The following is a 17,145-nucleotide window of genomic DNA, read 5'->3' as shown; positions in this document are numbered from 1 at the left end:
AATTAAGCGTTTGCTGAATGTAATGTGAGAGGGCATCTCTATGATGAGCGGTTCACCAGTGACAGAAACAGATGTCATTATTATCGGCGGTGGAGCTACGGGGGCAGGCATGGCAAGAGACTGTGCTCGTCGTGGATTACGCTGTATCCTACTGGAAAGACACGATATCGCAACCGGTGCAACCGGTCGAAACCATGGTTTATTACATAGTGGCGCACGCTATGCAGTGACCGATCCGGAATCAGCGCGTGAGTGTATAGAAGAAAACATGATCTTAAAACGGGTCGCTCGTCATTGTGTTGAAAAAACGGATGGCCTTTTTATTACTCTCCCTGAAGATTCGTTAGAATTCCAACAAACCTTTATTCAATCTTGCCAAGCGGCAGGTATTGATGCTCAAGCCATTTCACCTGAAGAAGCTATTCGATTAGAGCCTTCGGTGAATCCTAATCTTATTGGTGCGGTTAAAGTACCTGATGGTACGGTTGATCCTTTCCGCTTAACGGCGGCCAATATGTTAGATGCACGTGAACATGGCGCGCAAGTACTCACTTATCATGAAGTGATGGGCTTGATCCGTGAAGGCGACCGTGTGAAAGGTGTACGTGTTTATGATCATCAATCTAAAAATATGTATGAGATCCGCGCACAAATAGTGGCCAATGCCGGAGGAATATGGGGACAAAAAATTGCAGAATATGGTGATTTAAAAGTCCGCATGTTCCCAGCAAAAGGGGCATTACTGATTTTAGGACACCGTATTAATAATATGGTGATCAACCGCTGTCGTAAGCCTGCGGATGCCGATATTTTAGTGCCTGGCGATACCATCTCATTAATAGGAACCACCTCAACTCGCGTTCCTTATGATGAAATCGACAATATGTATGTCACCCCTGAAGAGGTTGATATCCTGATCCGTGAAGGTTCAATGCTGGCACCTAAACTGGCTCAAACTCGTATTTTACGTGCTTATGCCGGTGTACGTCCTTTAGTGGCTAGCGACGATGATCCTTCTGGTCGTAATGTGAGCCGCGGTATTGTATTACTTGACCATGCACAACGGGATGGACTCGAGGGCTTTATCACCATAACCGGTGGTAAATTAATGACTTACCGATTAATGGCTGAATGGGCCACAAACAAGATCTGTGAGAAATTAAATATTTCAGCAAAATGTACCACGGCTGAAGAGCCACTGCCTGGCTCTCGCCAATCGGCAGAGCAAGCATTGCGTAGTGTGGTGTCGTTACCGGCGCCAATTCGAGGCTCAGCGGTTTATCGCCATGGCGATTTAGCCAATAAACTATTGAGTAATGAGCGTATTGATAAAAGCTTAGTGTGTGAATGTGAAGCGGTCACGGCCGGTGAAGTTCGTTATGCAGTGAATTCTTTAACCGTGAATAATTTGCTTGATTTACGCCGTCGTACTCGTGTGGGAATGGGAACTTGCCAAGGTGAGTTATGTGCTTGTCGCGCAGCAGGATTATTAAATCGTTTACAAGTCACAACGCCTCATGGCTCCGAACAACAACTTGCCCATTTTCTAAATGAACGTTGGAAAGGTATTCGTCCTATCGCATGGGGTAATGCGTTACGTGAAAGTGAGTTTACCAGTTGGGTGTACCAAGGTTTATGTGGCTTAGATGCCGATATGATTGATAAAACAGCTTCAGTGGAGGCCGATGATGAAATTTGACGTTATCATTATAGGAAGCGGATTAGCGGGACTGACTGCGGGGATCCGCCTTGCTGAAGCGGGCAAATCTTGCGCCATTATCAGTAATGGACAAAGTGCGTTACATTTTTCATCTGGATCACTGGATTTATTAACGCATCTTCCTGATGGCACGCCAGTTTCTCATCCGAAACAAGCGTTATCAACACTGGCACAACAAGCACCAGAGCACCCATATAGTCGTATTGGTGAAGCAAATGTCACTCAATTGATAGAGCAAGCGCAAACGCTGTTATCAACAACGAGAAATTTAGACTATAAAGGTAACGGTGATGAAAACCATTACCGTATTACCCCGGTTGGACGTTCTCGCATGAGTTGGATGAGCCCACAGCGCGTGCCGACTTATAGCGTTAATCAACCATTCCCATGGAAAAAAATAGCGGTGGTGGGGATTGAGGGATTCTTGGATTTTCAACCTCAGTTTGCAAGTAGTACTTTAAATGAACAAGGTATTGAGGCCATTCCTTATCACATTCATTTACCTTTATTGGATAGACTACGTGATAATCCAAGTGAATTTAGAGCAATTAATATTGCGCGCTATTTAGATAAGCCTGAAAACACGCAAGCATTAGCAGAAGAATTAATTAAACACATAGATAATAGTGTTGAGGCGATTGTACTACCTGCATGTATCGGGCTAGATGAAGAAGCGCCAGTTAATTTATTACAAGAGTGTGTGGGTAAACCAATTTGTCTATTACCGACATTACCGCCTTCATTATTAGGTATTCGCCTACATCAGGCACTAAAACTGCGTTTTCAACAAGCAGGTGGTTTGATCATGCCGGGTGATCGCGCAGAAGAAGCCGATTTAGTCGGTAATAAGGTTGTCGGTATTCATACCCGTAATCATACTGATATCCCTATCCGTAGCGAGCATGTCGTATTAGCCACAGGCAGTTTTTTCAATAATGGCTTAATTGCGGAATTTGATCGTATTTACGAGCCATTAATGGAATTAGATTTGTTAGAAAGCTTACCGCGTAATGAGTGGACACAAGTCAATGTGTTTGCCAAACAGCCTTATATGCGATTTGGTGTTAATACAGATAGTCAATTAAGACCGTTAAAATATGGTGAAGCGTTAGACAATGTCTATGCGGTGGGGGCGCTTTTAGGTGGTTTTGATCCTCTAAATGAAGGCTGTGGTGCAGGTGTCTCCATGATAAGTGCACTCTATGCAGCTCAACAAATATTACAGAGTGATAAATCGCAGCACACCACATCTGCGGCTGTGGAGGCAATACTATGAGTTTACAAGATACCAGTTTTGAAAGTTGCATTAAATGTACAGTTTGTACGACCTATTGTCCTGTGGCAAAGGTCAATCCACTCTATCCTGGACCTAAACAAGCAGGCCCTGATGGTGAGCGTTTACGCTTAAAAGATCCCATGCTTTATGATGAAGCACTGAAATACTGTACTAACTGTAAACGTTGTGAAGTGGCATGTCCTTCAGATGTAAAAATAGGGGATATCATTTCCCGTGCTAAACTTAACTACAATCCTAAAACACCTAAAATTCGTGATGCTATTTTAAGTCATACTGATTTAATGGGAACGCTCTCTACGCCAATGGCGCCGATTGTTAACACTATTACCGGATTAAAACCAGTACGTAAAATCTTGGATAAAGCGCTTAAAATCGACCATCGTCGTGAATTACCCAAATACTCTTTTGGTACATTTAGAACATGGATGAAAAAACAGGTTGAAGAGCAAGCACGCTTTAAAGATCAGGTTGCGTTTTTCCACGGTTGCTATGCTAACTATAATCACCCTCAATTAGGGAAAGATTTAGTTAAAGTATTCAATAAAATGGATATTGGTGTTCAACTATTAAAACGTGAAAAATGTTGTGGTGTTGCATTAATTGCCAACGGCTTTGTGAAACAAGCGAAAAAACAAGCTACCGTAAACCTTGAATCTCTGACAGAAAAAATTGTGGAGAACAATATTCCGGTTGTTGCTACATCTTCTACTTGTACTTTCACTATTCGTGATGAATATGAACATATTCTAGATATTGATACTTCAAAAGTACGGGAAAATATAGAATTAGCAACACGTTATATTTATCGGTTATTGGAAGAAGGGCGTGAATTACCATTAAAACATACCCCATTAAAAGTGGTTTATCATACCCCTTGCCATATGGAAAAAATGGGGTGGGCGGCTTACTCCATTGATTTAATCAAACGTATTCCTGGGGTAGAAGTGATTGTATTAGATTCACAATGTTGTGGTATTGCCGGTACTTATGGTTTTAAATCGGAAAACTACGATGTTGCGCAAGGCATTGGGGCGGGATTATTCCGTCAAATTGAAGAGAGTGGTTGTGATTTAGTCATTACAGATTGCGAAACCTGTAAATGGCAAATAGAAATGTCAACAACCAAAAAATGTGAACACCCAATTAGCTTATTAGCTCGGGCATTGTAGAAAAAATTAATGAGATAACAATAATGTAGTCACTGATTACAATAACAAGCAATTTGGGAATAAAAGTTGACCTTTTATTCCCTTTTTTATTACTTTACATCACATCGTGAGTCAACAGGGTACAGAGCACCCTGTTGGCGCCATTAATATTAATCCTTAATATAACCACTCACGCCCTAATTGGTCTGCTGCCATAATCGCCGCAAACACTTTATCGGAATCAACATCAAATGGCATATTGTAAATTGTTTCACCTTCTGCACAGCTTAATTCTGCGACAGCCATGATTTTTTCATTTAATTCATCACCTGTAGCATGTACGCCTAATTCTTCTAAGGTAACAGGTAAGCCAACTTGAACACAGAAATCGAGTACTTCTTCGATCTCTTCTAACGGGCTATTTTCTAGCACTAGTTGAACTAGAGTACCAAAGGCGACTTTTTCACCGTGATACATTGCATGGCACTCTTCTAATGCAGTGAAACCATTATGTATTGCATGTGCGGCGGCTAATCCGGCACTTTCAAAACCAATACCACTTAAAAAGGTATTTGCTTCGATAATATTTTCAACCGCAGTAGTACACACACTACGACTGACGGCCAGTTTGGCTTTATAGCCATCTTCAAGTAGGGTGTGATAACAAAGCTCTGCTAATGCCAGTGCTGCAAGGGTGGTTTTACCTCCAGCCATTGTTTGCTTTTGTGCTCGACTACAGGCTCTTGCTTCAAAATAGGTCGCTAAGGCATCTCCCATCCCTGCCACTAATAAACGTGGTGGTGCTGAGGCAATCACATTGGTATCCATAACAACGATATCAGGATTTTTCGGGTAGAAAAGATAGCTATCAAATGCGCCTAATTCTGTATAAATAACAGAAAGTGCGCTAGTAGGGGCATCGGTTGATGCGATAGTCGGAGAGATCACCACAGGTAACTGGCATTTATAGGCGACGGCTTTGGCGGTATCAAGGGTTTTTCCTCCCCCAACACCAATGATAACAAGAGCGGCTTGTTGTTTGGCTATCTCAACTAAGCGGTCAATCTCTTTATGTGTACATTCACCGTGAAACTGTTCAAAGTGTCCATTGACTTCATACTGTGTCATGCTGTCTTTGACGATGCTGCCAGCCAGATCCATGACAAACTTATCAGCGATAATCAATGCTCTCTCACCCAAAGGTTTTGTATATTTCCCAATATGATATAACGCATCAGGCCCTTGGATATACTTCGCTGGGGATTGAATAACTTTTAACATAATAGACTCCTACTATCTTCAAAAGAGTAAAAAATCTTTATGGCGGGGAATATCATCTTAACCGAGATGGAAAAAAGCTGAGATGATCCAGAATACTATTAATAGTTTAATTGATAATAAAAATATTATATTGAAACGGGTTAATTTTTGTATTGCTAGGCAATAAAAGTCTTACTCTTTATCATTTATCAATAGTAGTGCGGTGTCTTCACTTATTATGCTAAATAATGGTATTTATTGCCGGTAGATCAAGGTATTGGTAAAAGTAAGCTAAGGCTTTATTGTGCAAAGAATAAAGCCTTATTGGGGGAATCAATCAGCTAAGGACGGATTTGAGCATAGCTTTGTTGTTGATTTTCTTGTGCAAAAAAATAGCGCAAAATAAAGTTCAATAATACGCCATAGGCCGGTAAGAAAAACAGCATACAAATCGTCAATTTAAAAGTGTAATCCACAAGCGCTATTTCGACCCAATTGGCCGCCATAAACGCATCTGTACTGCGATAAAAGGCAATAAAAAAGAAGGCAACAGTATCTAAGAAATTACCAAAAAACATCGCTGCACTTGGTGCAACCCACCATTTTTGTTGCTGTCTTAAACGATTAAAGACAGAAACATCCATAATTTGCCCTAACACATACGCCATAAAGCTTGCTGTCGCTATTCTTGCCACCATGATATTAAAATCATTGAGTGAGGCAAAACCTTGCCAACTTCCTTGGAAAAAGAGTGTTGATATTAGGTAGGAAATAGCTAATGCCGGTATCATAACGGCAGTAATAATGCGTCTTGCCAGAGGGGCTCCATAGATACGAACAGTTAAATCTGTCGCTAAGAAAATAAATGGAAAAGTAAATGCACCCCATGTGGTATGGAAGCCAAAAATAGAAATAGGCAATTGAACAAGATAGTTACTAGAAGTAATTATCAATATATGAAATAACGAAAGCCATAATAGCGCCGCCGCTTTTTGGCGGGAGGTAAACCTATACATAAATTGTACCTTTTTAGTGATTGGGGTGAGGGAACCCAATAAAACGTATGATTTTCTCTCATCAGGAGAGGATGCGCATCATACTCTTGTTGCGCAACAAAAGCAAAGATCGGCGATAACTCAACGTGAAGTTGATGAATGTGCCGTGATGTGCGAGGCAAAGCGAGATATAATAGTGCTATCTGTTAGTGCGAAAAAATGGTTAATACAATGAATGCCCAATTTGATGATGCGACAAAAACATTAGATACCTTAGGACTACGTTGTCCTGAGCCTGTTATGTTAGTGCGTAAAACCATAAGAAATATGGCTCAGGGGGAAACACTGTTGGTGATTGCTGATGATCCGGCTACAGTGCGTGATATTCCTGGTTTTTGTCGTTTTATGGAACATGACCTATTACAGCAAGAGACGCAAGCAACACCTTATCGTTATTTGATCCGCAAAAAAGAGGGGCAGCTGTAAATCAGCTTATCTTGTAAAAAACACGCTTATCAAGCGAGATAAAGTACGGCTTGTCTCGCTTGTGGCTCTTTCTTTCAAGGCAAAAGTAGCTCTCCTTGCCTTTTTATACCTCATATAAAATCTATTTACCTCATGAATAAATGCAATGGTTTTATGATGAATTAGTCATGTTTTTTCTAAGAGATTATTTTTCTATATTTATAGGTTTGTGTGAATTAATAGATTTATTGTATTAGTTTCGTATAAGAAACAATTAAAATAATTTTATTTATCTTTTTTGTATTATTGTGAAAATAGTATTTAAAAATGTTTGTTTATTCATCGTTTTAATGATGAAGGGATAATTATTAGTTAATTTTTTTGCTCTTTTTGTTTTTCCTAAAAATGCTATTTTAGTGTTTTTTATAATAGAGTTTATTTTATTTAATTTGTTTTATTTCAATAAGATATATTTTCATTTATTGAAAATGCCACATATTGATAAATTATAATCTTGTTAAAATATCTTGAAAAGTTCATTATTCACAGCGTATTAATAAATACAAAAACCTCTAATAAATAAGGATCTCAACTGTATGTGTTATTAATCTAATATTTAGACTATTTATTTTAATAGCCATAAATAGATGACGTTCTTAATTAATTCGTTGTACCGGAAACCATTCGCATAGGGAGTACGGTATTTTTTTTATCAGCACAATTCCACTAACTATGAAAAAAACAAAACATTTATTTAAAACAAAGGGTTGTAATATTCCTTTTACTTCTGTGATGATGGTAAGTTTTGTCTTAATGGGCTGTAACGATCAATCGACTCAGCCAACCAAGCCTGCTATCCCAGAAGTGGGAGTCTATACTGTCAAAGAGGAAATTCTTCCATTAACGGTCGATTTGCCAGCAAGAACGGCATCTTATCGTGTCTCACAGGTGCGCCCACAAGTCGATGGTATTTTAGAAAAACGTCTATTTACTGAAGGTAGTGATGTTAAAAAAGATCAACCACTGTATCAAATAGATAAAAAACCTTACGAAACTCAGGTAGCTAAAGCACAAGCGGCTTACGATAATGTGAAAAAATTAGCTGCCCGTTATAAATCTTTACGTGCCACTAATGCCATTAGTCAGCAAGAATATGACGATGTAGTTTCACGCCTTGATCAAGCTAAAGCCGATTTAAATCAAGCAAAGATTAACCTTGGCTATACCCAAGTTTTATCACCTATTAGCGGCAAAATCAGTCGCTCTTTTGTTAGTGAAGGGGCATTAGTGAGTAGTGGACAAAGCCAGCCATTAGCGACCATCACACAGCTTGATCCTATCTATGTGGATATTACTCAACCTATTACTAACCAACTGAAATTAAAGTCACTGATCCAACAAGGTGTCGTCACTGATAGTGAAGATAAAATGGATGTGACGCTGTTTTTAGAAGATGGCTCTCAGTACCCTTATACCGGTACATTAAGTTTTTCCGAAGTCCAAGTTGAGCCAAGTACAGGCTCAGTGACATTACGCGCCAAATTCCCTAATCCACAGCACCAATTATTACCAGGAATGTATACCAAAGCTCGTATTATGCAAGGAACTCAAGAGAAAGCGATTGTTGTGCCACAACAAGCGATTACCTTTGATGCCCGTGGTAAATCCATCACATATATCGTTGATCAACAACAAGTATTACAAGCAAGAGATGTTGAAATATTAAAACCACAAGGTAATGGATGGATCATAAAACAGGGATTACAAGCTGGCGATAGGATCATGACAGAAGGTCATCATCGTGCAAAACCGGGCGTAAAAGTCAATGCGGTTCCTGCTAACAACATTTCATTAAAGACCACCTTAGAGTAAGTCTTCATTTAGGTAATACATTATTATGTCTCGATTTTTTATTAATCGGCCAATACTTTCGTGGGTGATGGCTATTGTTATTATGATTGCAGGAGGATTGTCGTTAATAAAACTTCCTGTGAGTCAATATCCTGAAATTGCAGCTCCAGCGATAATGATCACCGCAGTTTATCCCGGTGCATCGGCTGAAACAGTGCAAGACACGGTTGTTCAAGTTATTGAGCAAGAGCTTAGCGGATTAGATGGCTTCCGTTATTTAAGTTCAAATAGTAATACGGATGGTAGCTTTGAAGTTATCGCCACTTTTGAACAAGGTACGGATAGTGATATTGCGTTGATGCAGGTACAAAATAAACTGCAATTAGCAACACCTAAGTTACCCCTTGAAGTACAACGACAAGGGATGAGGGTAGTGAAATTCCAGATTAACTTTATGCAAGTGGTTGCCCTTGTAGATGAATCTGGAAAATTAGATGCCTTTGATTTAGGTAATTACCTTGCCTCACATATGAAAGATCCTATTTCTCGTATTGATGGTATGGGGGATATTCTGTTATTGGGATCACCACGCGCTATGCGTATTTGGCTTGATCCGGATAAACTGACCAATTATCACCTGATGCCGAAAGATATTGCCGCGGCTATCCAAGATGAGAATGTACAGGTGTCCGCCGGGCAGTTAGCGGGCTTACCGGCATTAAAAGGTGTTGAGTTAAACGCAACCATTACCAGCTCATCACGTATGGTATCAGTAGATGAATTCAACCATATTCTATTAAAAGTGAATCTTGATGGCTCACAAGTTCTGTTACAAGATGTAGCGAAAGTCGAAGTAGGGGCAGATAATTTCTCTATTTCAAGCTTATACAATGGTAAACCGTCTGCGGGTATGGCTATGCGCTTAGCGCCCGGAGCTAATCTACTTGATGTGTCTAAAAAAGTAAAAGAGGTTGTGGAAGCTCAGTCGCAGTTTTTCCCTCAAGGTGTAAAAGCCCTTTTCCCTTATGACACAACGCCTTCTGTAAAATCGTCCATTAGCTCTGTGGTAAGAACGATTGTCGAAGCTTCCATCTTAGTGTTCTTGGTTATGTTCCTGTTCCTACAAAATATTCGGGCAACCTTGGTGCCAACATTGGCTATACCGGTTGTTTTATTAGGAACTTTTGGTGTATTAGCCGCATTAGGTTTAACTATCAACGTATTAACGATGTATGCCATGGTGCTCGCAATCGGCTTGCTGGTGGATGATGCCATCGTTGTGGTTGAAAACGTTGAACGGATCATGCATGAACAGGCGATTTCGGTAAAAGAAGCGACTATTCTCTCGATGACGCAAATTCAAGGGGCGTTAGTGGGGATTGGTCTTGTTTTATCAGCAGTCTTTGTGCCAATGGCATTTTTTGGTGGATCGGCTGGGATTATTTATCGCCAGTTTGCAGCGACTATTGTTGTCGCGATGGCATTATCAGTGCTTATCGCATTAACATTTACACCCGCATTATGCGCGTCCATATTGAAAAAGCCACAACCTAAGGTGAAGAAACGTCGTGGATTCTTCTGGCTGTTCAACCGTTTCTTTGATAGAGGAACTAACTATTACGAGAAGGGGGTACGCAATATCTTGTACCGTCGAGGCCGTTATATGTTTATTTTCCTCATTATTACCGTTGGAACAGGGTGGTTATTTACGCAATTACCTAAAGCCTTCTTACCAAATGAAGACCAAGGGGTTGTGATGATTGAAGTCCGTATGCCAGCAAATAGTACCGCTGAGCGTATGGAACAAACCATGGCAGAATTTAGGGATTATTTACTGACCGAAGAAAAACATCTGGTTAAAACAGTATTTACTGTTAATGGCTTTAACTTTGCAGGTCGTGGTCAAAATGCGGGTATGGCATTTGTTAACTTGGCTGATTGGTCAGAGCGTAAAGGAAAAGGAGAAGATGTTTTCTCATTAGTGGCACGAGCACAGCAACACTTTAACTCTATCCGTGATGGTATGGTTATTGCGTTCCCACCACCTGCTATTATGGAGATGGGGAATGCGATGGGATTTGATTTCTACTTACAAGATAATGCGGGTTTAGGCCATACTGAATTGGTTAAAGCTCGTGATAAATTCCTCGAATTAGCAGCACAAAGTCCAGTATTAACTAATGTTCGCCCGAACGGTAAAAACGATGAACCTCAATTACGTGTTGTGATTGATAAAGAGCGTGCAAGAGCATTACAACTGCGTTTATCTGATATTAACGATACATTATCTGCCGCATGGGGATCGATGTATGTAAATGATTTTATTGATGAAGGTCGTGTTAAACGTGTTTATCTACAAGGGGAAGCCTCAGCGCGTATGTTGCCAACCGATCTGGATAAATGGCATGTTCGTAATCAGCGCGGTGAAATGATCCCATTCAACGCCTTTGCAACAACACAATGGTATATGGGGCCACCGAAATTAGAGCGTTTTAATGGGCTATCAGCGATTGAGATCTTAGGTGAACCAGCGCCAGGTTACAGTACGGGTGACGCGATGCTGGCAATTGCAGATATTATGAAACAATTGCCATCTGAAATCAGCCTAAGCTATAGCGGTCTGTCTTATGAAGAAATTCAAACACAAGACCAAGCACCTGCATTATATGTGATGACAATTCTGTTTGTTTTCTTAAGCTTAGCGGCACTCTATGAAAGTTGGTCAGTACCTTTCTCTGTCGCTTTAGTGGTGCCATTTGGTATTTTAGGGGCTGTTATCGCGACACTGTTACGAGGTTTATCCTCAGATGTCTATTTCCAAATAGGTTTGATGACCACCATTGGCCTATCAGCGAAAAATGCCATCTTAATTGTTGAGTTTGCTAAACATCTTTATGAGAAGGATGGTAAACCATTAATCGATGCGGCAGCAGAAGCGGCAAGAATGAGACTACGCCCTATCATTATGACCTCACTCGCCTTTACTTTTGGGGTATTACCTATGGCACTTGCTGCAGGTGCAGGGCAAGGTAGTCAGCACTCTGTTGCAACAGGGGTAATTGGCGGTATGCTCGCATCCACTTTCTTGGCTATTTTCTTTGTACCACTGTTCTATGTCTTTGTGGTTAAACTATTTTCACGAAAAAAAGCACATGTGAGTATTGAGGAAATAGATAAGTAATAGAATTATCTCGCAGTGAGATTTAAGCGTAAAAATAACCCAAACCATAGCAATGACTGTGGTTTGGGTTTTATTTTTAGGTCAGTTTAATCTTGGTGAGGAGATTTTAGTTTAACTTTTAATAGTCTTACGGCATTGGCGGTCACTAAAGCTGTTGCTCCTGAGTCAGCCAATACGGCAACCCAAAGTCCAGTGATACCGAATAAACTGGTGACTAAGAATATCGCTTTTAAACCCAATGCTATGGTAATGTTTTCACGGATAATTTTACGTGTTGCACGAGATAGCTGAATAATTTCGGGTAAGCCAGTTAAACGGTTATGGGTTAATGCTGCGTCGGCAGTTTCTAAAGCGACATCTGTACCACTTCCCATCGCAACACCAATGGTAGCCGCTTTCATTGCTGGTGCATCATTAATACCATCACCCACCATCATTGTGTTATGTGTTTGACTGATTTCCATCACTGAGGTGACTTTATCTTCAGGGAGCAATCCTGCACGGAAATCCATACCCAGTTTTTGTGCAATCGCAGCCGCTGCTCTTGGGTTATCACCGGTTAACATCACGGCATTGATATTCATCGATTTCAACACTTTCATTGATTCGATAGCATCGTTGCGCAATGTATCTTGCATCGCAATCACACCAATGAACTGATCTTCTTTTAATACCACGACAACGGTTTTGCCTTCATTTTCAAGACGAGCGACTTGTTGTTGCCATTGTGCAGATAATGGTGTGGTTTCTGATAATTGTGTTGGGGCACTGACCAGAATATGCTGATTATTTAAATAACCTTCAATCCCTTTACCCGCTAAAGCCTTGCGATTATCGGCTTCCACAACATCAATTTGTTGCTCTTGTGCTTTATTAATAATGGCTTTTGCGAGAGGGTGATGAGAGCCAACTTCTACAGAAGAAGCCAACATCAGTAGCTCTTTCTCATTAAAGCCTGCATTTGCTATGACATCAGTGACTTGAGGTTTACCCTCTGTTAATGTGCCTGTTTTATCTAGAGCAACGGTATTGACTGTGCCCAGTTGTTCAAGTGCTGCACCACCTTTAATTAAGGCACCTCGTTTTGTTGCTGCTGCCAGTGCTGATGTAATGGCGGCTGGTGTTGAAATAACCAGAGCACAAGGACAACCAATTAATAACAGTGTTAAACCGCGGTAGAACCAAGTTTCCCAAGGTTGAGCGAATAACAAAGGTGGAATAATGATCACTAATGCGGAAAACAGCATAATCAGTGGTGTGTAATAGCGACTGAAACGGTCAACAAAACGTTCAATGGGCGCTTTACGCTCTTCCGCTTCTTCGATCAATTGTAAAATACGGTCGATGGCATTTTGCCCCTGTTCAGAGACCACTTTCATTTGCACCGAGCGATCAACAGATAAACAGCCAGCAGCGACTTTTTCACCCTGTAAACGTTCGACCGGCACCGATTCACCCGTTAATGCGCTTTCATCAAAACTTGCAAAAGCAGTAATTAATTCGGCATCTGTGGGTAAGCGCGCACCTGGTGCAATTTCAATAATATCGCCGGGGCGCAATTGAGCTACAGGGACTGTCTGTTTTTTACCCTCTTTGATTACCACTGCTTCTTCTGGTACAAGAGCCATTAATGCGCTGACTCCGCGGCGTGCACGACCCGCAGCGTAAGACTCAAGCATTTCGCCAATCATAAACAGCAAAATTACCATTGCCGCTTCTTCGGTGGCATTAATAAACAGTGCCCCAATAGCCGCAACACTCATCAAGGTTTCAATCGCGAATGGGGTACCACTACGAATGAGTCGTAGCGATTTTTTTACAATAGGGAATAACCCGATTAATGTCGTTGCAATAAAGGCAGCGCGACCTGCTTGTGGATCAATAAACTCGGCACCCCAACTTATCGCCATTAAAATCGCTAAGATAATGACGAATGAGCTCTCTTTTAAGAGGCTTTGTTTTGCAGGAGGCTGAGATCCCGCTGATGAGATATCAAATAGTTCAAAACCGGCACTTTTAACGGCACTAATCACATCAGTACGTAAATCGGTATCAGCATCGACAACCAGTTTTTCAGTGGCAAACAAGATCTTCGCTTGTTTAACGCCGACCACTTTCAGTACTGCTGTCTCTATCTTTTGCGCGCAGCTTGGGCAATCCATTCCTTGCACTTTCCAACTAAAACGTTGCTGTGCAATTTTTTCAGGCTCTACATTAGAGACAGGGGCGTTGCTGTCACAACAGCCATGGGCATGATCATGACCATCATGAGCGTGATGATTATGCTCATGTTGATGGCCATGATGATGTTCTTCTTCACATTCAGGATCACTCTTATCGATTTTGCTATGAGTGTGTCCACTTTCAGTATGAGTGTGTCCACTTTCAGTATGTGAGTGCATACTACTATTATCTCCCTGATTAGAGCAGCATTGAGAGCTTGAACAGCAAGCATCGGTATGTTTATGGTTATCGTGTTGATGAGCGTGTTTAGACATACGCCTCTCCTCGTTCAACAAAGTACAGTTTTATCAATTACCGATACTTTACAGCTTGGAGTAGAGTCCAGAGTCAAGATAAACAGAGCGTATTGATTGTCAAAAAGTGCGGATTTGTTAAATCAATTAATCCCTTGTTTCTATTGATAAAGAAACAAGGGATCAGGGTTTTAGAGAAAAAGGGCTCTAACAATAAAGAAGTGACCAATAAAGTAACAGGCACTTACCAGTCCTTTAGAGGCTGAAAAAGAGAAGCGGAAACGGTTGATAAGCCAAATAGAGTAAGCAATTACTAACAAGAGTGAGCCTATCATGATAGAAAAGTTGTAGTCGTTGCTCAGGTAGAAGAATTTATCTCCTGCAACCCAAAACATCGCAAAAGCCGCTAATAAAGTCAGTAATACAGGTATGGCAAATTTATCCAGTTTAGTCCAGATGATGGCTAACACGATAATTGCGGCAACGATAACAAAACCAAGCAAAGGAAGATAAAAAGAGATTTGTAATGGTAAGGCAAAACTAATTAGGTAGAGAATATAACTTAGGAATAACAAGGCTAAAGAAGGTAGTAAATACTTACCTTCAAACATTTTTAATACATCAGAAAGTAATGTTGCTAATAAAGCGCCGACAATAAGATAACTATTAATGCTATGCTCAGGGACTTGCCATGCCCAAAGGAGTAATAGTAGTAGTGTAATAGGACGGAATAGCCATCGTTGCCAATTAGGGCCACGATACGCGGCATCGATATAAAGCCACCCAGAAAATAAGACAGCGAGAAAAGGCCAACTCATAATATCTTCCTTATTCTTATATAGAGAACTCTTTTATTATTCATAACAGAAAGCATAATTTAAGAATAGCGATTAATGAAGAAACTAGCGTATTAATTAAAATTAACTACAGATAAGCACAATGTGAATTTATAACGATAATAGGAATGAGTGTAATGAATAAAGCAGGAATGTTAGGTATCGCGGTGCTGATTATCATTATCGCTAGCGCAACATATCGTTTTTTTGAGCAAAGAAAACAGCGTATCAGTGATGATAATTCACCCGTTAAATTATATATGGTAGAAGTTGTTGATAAGCAACAAATACCGAAAAACGATCGACGTTCAAGAGAAAATGATGTTAATGGGCCAGAAACAACCTATTACTATCAAGTGACTTTTCGTTTAACAACGGACTCTCAGCAAGATATTATCTTACGTGTGGATAAAACCACTTTCTCAAATGTAGCGCTGGAGATGAAAGGGCGATTATTTATGCAAGGTAGTCGTTTCGTGCAGTTTGAAACCGATGCACCAGATAATGAGAGTGGTAAAACATCAGCTCAATAAGCATCAGAGCATAAGAAACTGGGGAGTTAGCGTGTTATCCCCAGTGACTTGAATAGACGATGATTATTGGTTTTTTATTTTTTTGTTTTTCTAGATACTCTTTGCGCAACTCTTTTTGTATTCTCAATAGCTCAAAAATACCAAAAAAGAAGATCTTAAATTGGAGTAAGCCAGAAGGTTTTTTATCTTCGGGTTGGCCTGCTTTATACATGGCAATTTGTAAGCCGTGCATAATCACCATAAAGATTAATGCGATATCCATAAAGTACTTTAAAGGTTTAGGGAATGGGGAAATAAGATTTAAACAAAGAAATCCCCACACACCGATCATTAAAAATCGACCTAAAAAGATTAACATAGCAGCTCCATAACAAATTAAGCAGATAAATTGCGAATATAAAGACGATAGGCGACTTGGCCTGCGATTTTTTCTCTATGTAATCGCCAATTTTCTGGTAAAGAATAAACCTGTGCGTTTACTTCTTCTTCAATATAAATATAACAACCTTCGGCTAACCATTGGTTATTTTCTAATAATTGCAGGGTGTTTGCCAACATACCTTGATGAAAAGGAGGATCTAAAAACACCACATCATATGCAGTACCTTGTTTAGCTAGATAATTTAACGCACTATCTTGAATAACATGCCCATTATCAGCGCCAAGCAGCGCTAAATTAGCAGTAATTTGTTGCGCGACTTTACGGTCGAACTCAATGAATGTCGTTTCTTTTGCATAGCGAGAGAGTGCTTCAATACCTAGCCCACCACTGCCGGCAAAGCAATCTAAGCAACGAGCGTTCTGAATAACGGGCATAAGCCAATTAAACAGTGTTTCTTTGACTCTATCGGTGGTGGGACGTAATCCTTGGCTATCAAGCACAGGAAGTTTCCGACCACGCCATTTACCTCCGATTATTCTGATTTGTCCCATCGGCGTTTTTTGTGGTTTCTTAGCCATATTTTTCTGATATATATCGTTTAAGCGTGAATTTTGGCGTGTTTTAATGTTTCAAGGAACAAGTTTGTTGATAACTTGATAACTTACCTTGATTTAAGCGCGAATAATTTACCATAAAATTCGTATAAAAGATGCGTTTATCCTCGATCAAATGATAGACTTCATTATTATTTTTAATATCGTCAATGTTATCGCGCCATGATTTAGTGCGAGGAGTTTAGTAGCTAATGGCAAAAGAAAAAAAAGGTTTTTTCTCGTGGCTCGGATTTGGCCGTAATAAAGAAGAAAATACTGCACAAGAGAAAGAACAACAACGTTTAGAGGCCGAACGTGCAGAGCAGGCGCGTTTAGCCAAAGAAGAAGCTCAACGTCAAGCGCAACTAGAAGCTGAACAAGTGCGTTTAGCTGAAGAAGAAGCCCAG

General features: G+C 40.3%; 13 protein-coding genes and 1 pseudogene. 8 read left to right on the top strand and 6 right to left on the bottom strand.

What is annotated here, in order from left to right:
- Positions 1–40: 40 nt before the first annotated feature.
- Genes glpA through glpC form a run of 3 tightly spaced genes read left to right on the top strand, consistent with a single transcriptional unit; the run spans position 41 to position 4,186 of the window.
- On the top strand, positions 41–1,699 hold the full coding sequence (gene glpA / locus HMPREF0693_RS10835; RefSeq protein ID WP_004245405.1) for an anaerobic glycerol-3-phosphate dehydrogenase subunit A: 1,659 nt from the start codon (positions 41–43) through the stop codon (positions 1,697–1,699).
- Positions 1,689–2,996, top strand: a complete 1,308-nt coding sequence (gene glpB, locus HMPREF0693_RS10830; RefSeq protein ID WP_017827251.1) for a glycerol-3-phosphate dehydrogenase subunit GlpB — start codon at positions 1,689–1,691, stop codon at positions 2,994–2,996. Before glpA ends, glpB begins: the two co-directional genes overlap by 11 nt.
- Positions 2,993–4,186, top strand: a complete 1,194-nt coding sequence (glpC, locus tag HMPREF0693_RS10825) for an anaerobic glycerol-3-phosphate dehydrogenase subunit GlpC (RefSeq protein WP_004245402.1) — start codon at positions 2,993–2,995, stop codon at positions 4,184–4,186. The genes glpB and glpC overlap by 4 nt, the downstream gene beginning before the upstream one ends.
- A gap of 156 nt (positions 4,187–4,342) precedes the next feature.
- On the opposite strand, the gene HMPREF0693_RS10820 is transcribed toward glpC, so the two are convergent.
- Together HMPREF0693_RS10820 and HMPREF0693_RS10815 are read right to left on the bottom strand one after the other, a co-directional pair.
- Positions 4,343–5,446: a glycerol dehydrogenase gene (locus tag HMPREF0693_RS10820; RefSeq protein WP_004245401.1), complete on the bottom strand. Its 1,104-nt coding sequence runs from the start codon at positions 5,444–5,446 to the stop codon at positions 4,343–4,345.
- A gap of 320 nt (positions 5,447–5,766) precedes the next feature.
- Positions 5,767–6,441, bottom strand: a complete 675-nt coding sequence (locus tag HMPREF0693_RS10815; protein ID WP_004245400.1) for a 7-cyano-7-deazaguanine/7-aminomethyl-7-deazaguanine transporter — start codon at positions 6,439–6,441, stop codon at positions 5,767–5,769.
- A gap of 210 nt (positions 6,442–6,651) precedes the next feature.
- Here HMPREF0693_RS10815 and tusA point away from each other — a divergent pair, with 210 nt between their 5' ends.
- From tusA to HMPREF0693_RS10795, 3 genes are all read left to right on the top strand, one after another.
- Positions 6,652–6,906: a sulfurtransferase TusA gene (gene tusA, locus HMPREF0693_RS10805; protein WP_004245397.1), complete on the top strand. Its 255-nt coding sequence runs from the start codon at positions 6,652–6,654 to the stop codon at positions 6,904–6,906.
- Between the two features lie 711 nt (positions 6,907–7,617).
- Entirely contained in the window at positions 7,618–8,757 is a 1,140-nt protein-coding gene (locus HMPREF0693_RS10800; RefSeq protein ID WP_004245395.1) for an efflux RND transporter periplasmic adaptor subunit, read from the top strand.
- Positions 8,758–8,782: 25 nt separating this feature from the next.
- Complete coding sequence (locus tag HMPREF0693_RS10795; protein WP_004245394.1) at positions 8,783–11,917, top strand: efflux RND transporter permease subunit; 3,135 nt, start codon at positions 8,783–8,785, stop codon at positions 11,915–11,917.
- A gap of 86 nt (positions 11,918–12,003) precedes the next feature.
- On the opposite strand, the gene HMPREF0693_RS10790 is transcribed toward HMPREF0693_RS10795, so the two are convergent.
- Entirely contained in the window at positions 12,004–14,415 is a 2,412-nt protein-coding gene (locus HMPREF0693_RS10790) for a zinc/cadmium/mercury/lead-transporting ATPase (RefSeq protein ID WP_036932396.1), read from the bottom strand.
- Between the two features lie 170 nt (positions 14,416–14,585).
- A complete protein-coding gene (locus HMPREF0693_RS10785; protein WP_004245391.1) occupies positions 14,586–15,212 on the bottom strand; it encodes a lysoplasmalogenase in 627 nt (208 codons plus the stop codon).
- Between the two features lie 146 nt (positions 15,213–15,358).
- Between HMPREF0693_RS10785 and HMPREF0693_RS10780 the strand changes: the two genes are divergently transcribed.
- A complete protein-coding gene (locus HMPREF0693_RS10780) occupies positions 15,359–15,763 on the top strand; it encodes a DUF2500 family protein (RefSeq protein ID WP_004245390.1) in 405 nt (134 codons plus the stop codon).
- A 34-nt stretch (positions 15,764–15,797) separates the two neighbouring features.
- Here HMPREF0693_RS10780 and HMPREF0693_RS10775 read toward each other — a convergent pair whose 3' ends face one another.
- Both HMPREF0693_RS10775 and rsmD read right to left on the bottom strand, forming a co-directional pair.
- On the bottom strand, positions 15,798–16,121 hold the full coding sequence (locus HMPREF0693_RS10775) for a DUF1145 family protein (protein WP_050765211.1): 324 nt from the start codon (positions 16,119–16,121) through the stop codon (positions 15,798–15,800).
- A 17-nt stretch (positions 16,122–16,138) separates the two neighbouring features.
- Positions 16,139–16,723 carry a 16S rRNA (guanine(966)-N(2))-methyltransferase gene (gene rsmD, locus HMPREF0693_RS10770; RefSeq protein WP_004245388.1) on the bottom strand — a complete coding sequence of 195 codons (585 nt, stop codon included), beginning with the start codon at positions 16,721–16,723 and terminating at the stop codon, positions 16,139–16,141.
- 227 nt (positions 16,724–16,950) lie between these two features.
- On the opposite strand from rsmD, the pseudogene HMPREF0693_RS19160 reads away from it, so the two are divergent.
- Positions 16,951–17,145: pseudogene (locus HMPREF0693_RS19160) on the top strand (signal recognition particle-docking protein FtsY); the annotation flags it as partial.

Origin of the sequence: Proteus mirabilis ATCC 29906, assembly GCF_000160755.1 — a bacterium.
GTDB classification, from domain to species: Bacteria; Pseudomonadota; Gammaproteobacteria; order Enterobacterales; family Enterobacteriaceae; genus Proteus; species Proteus mirabilis.
The sequence above is the reverse complement of the archived record's forward strand: the minus strand, read 5'-3'. Positions and strand labels throughout refer to the sequence as shown.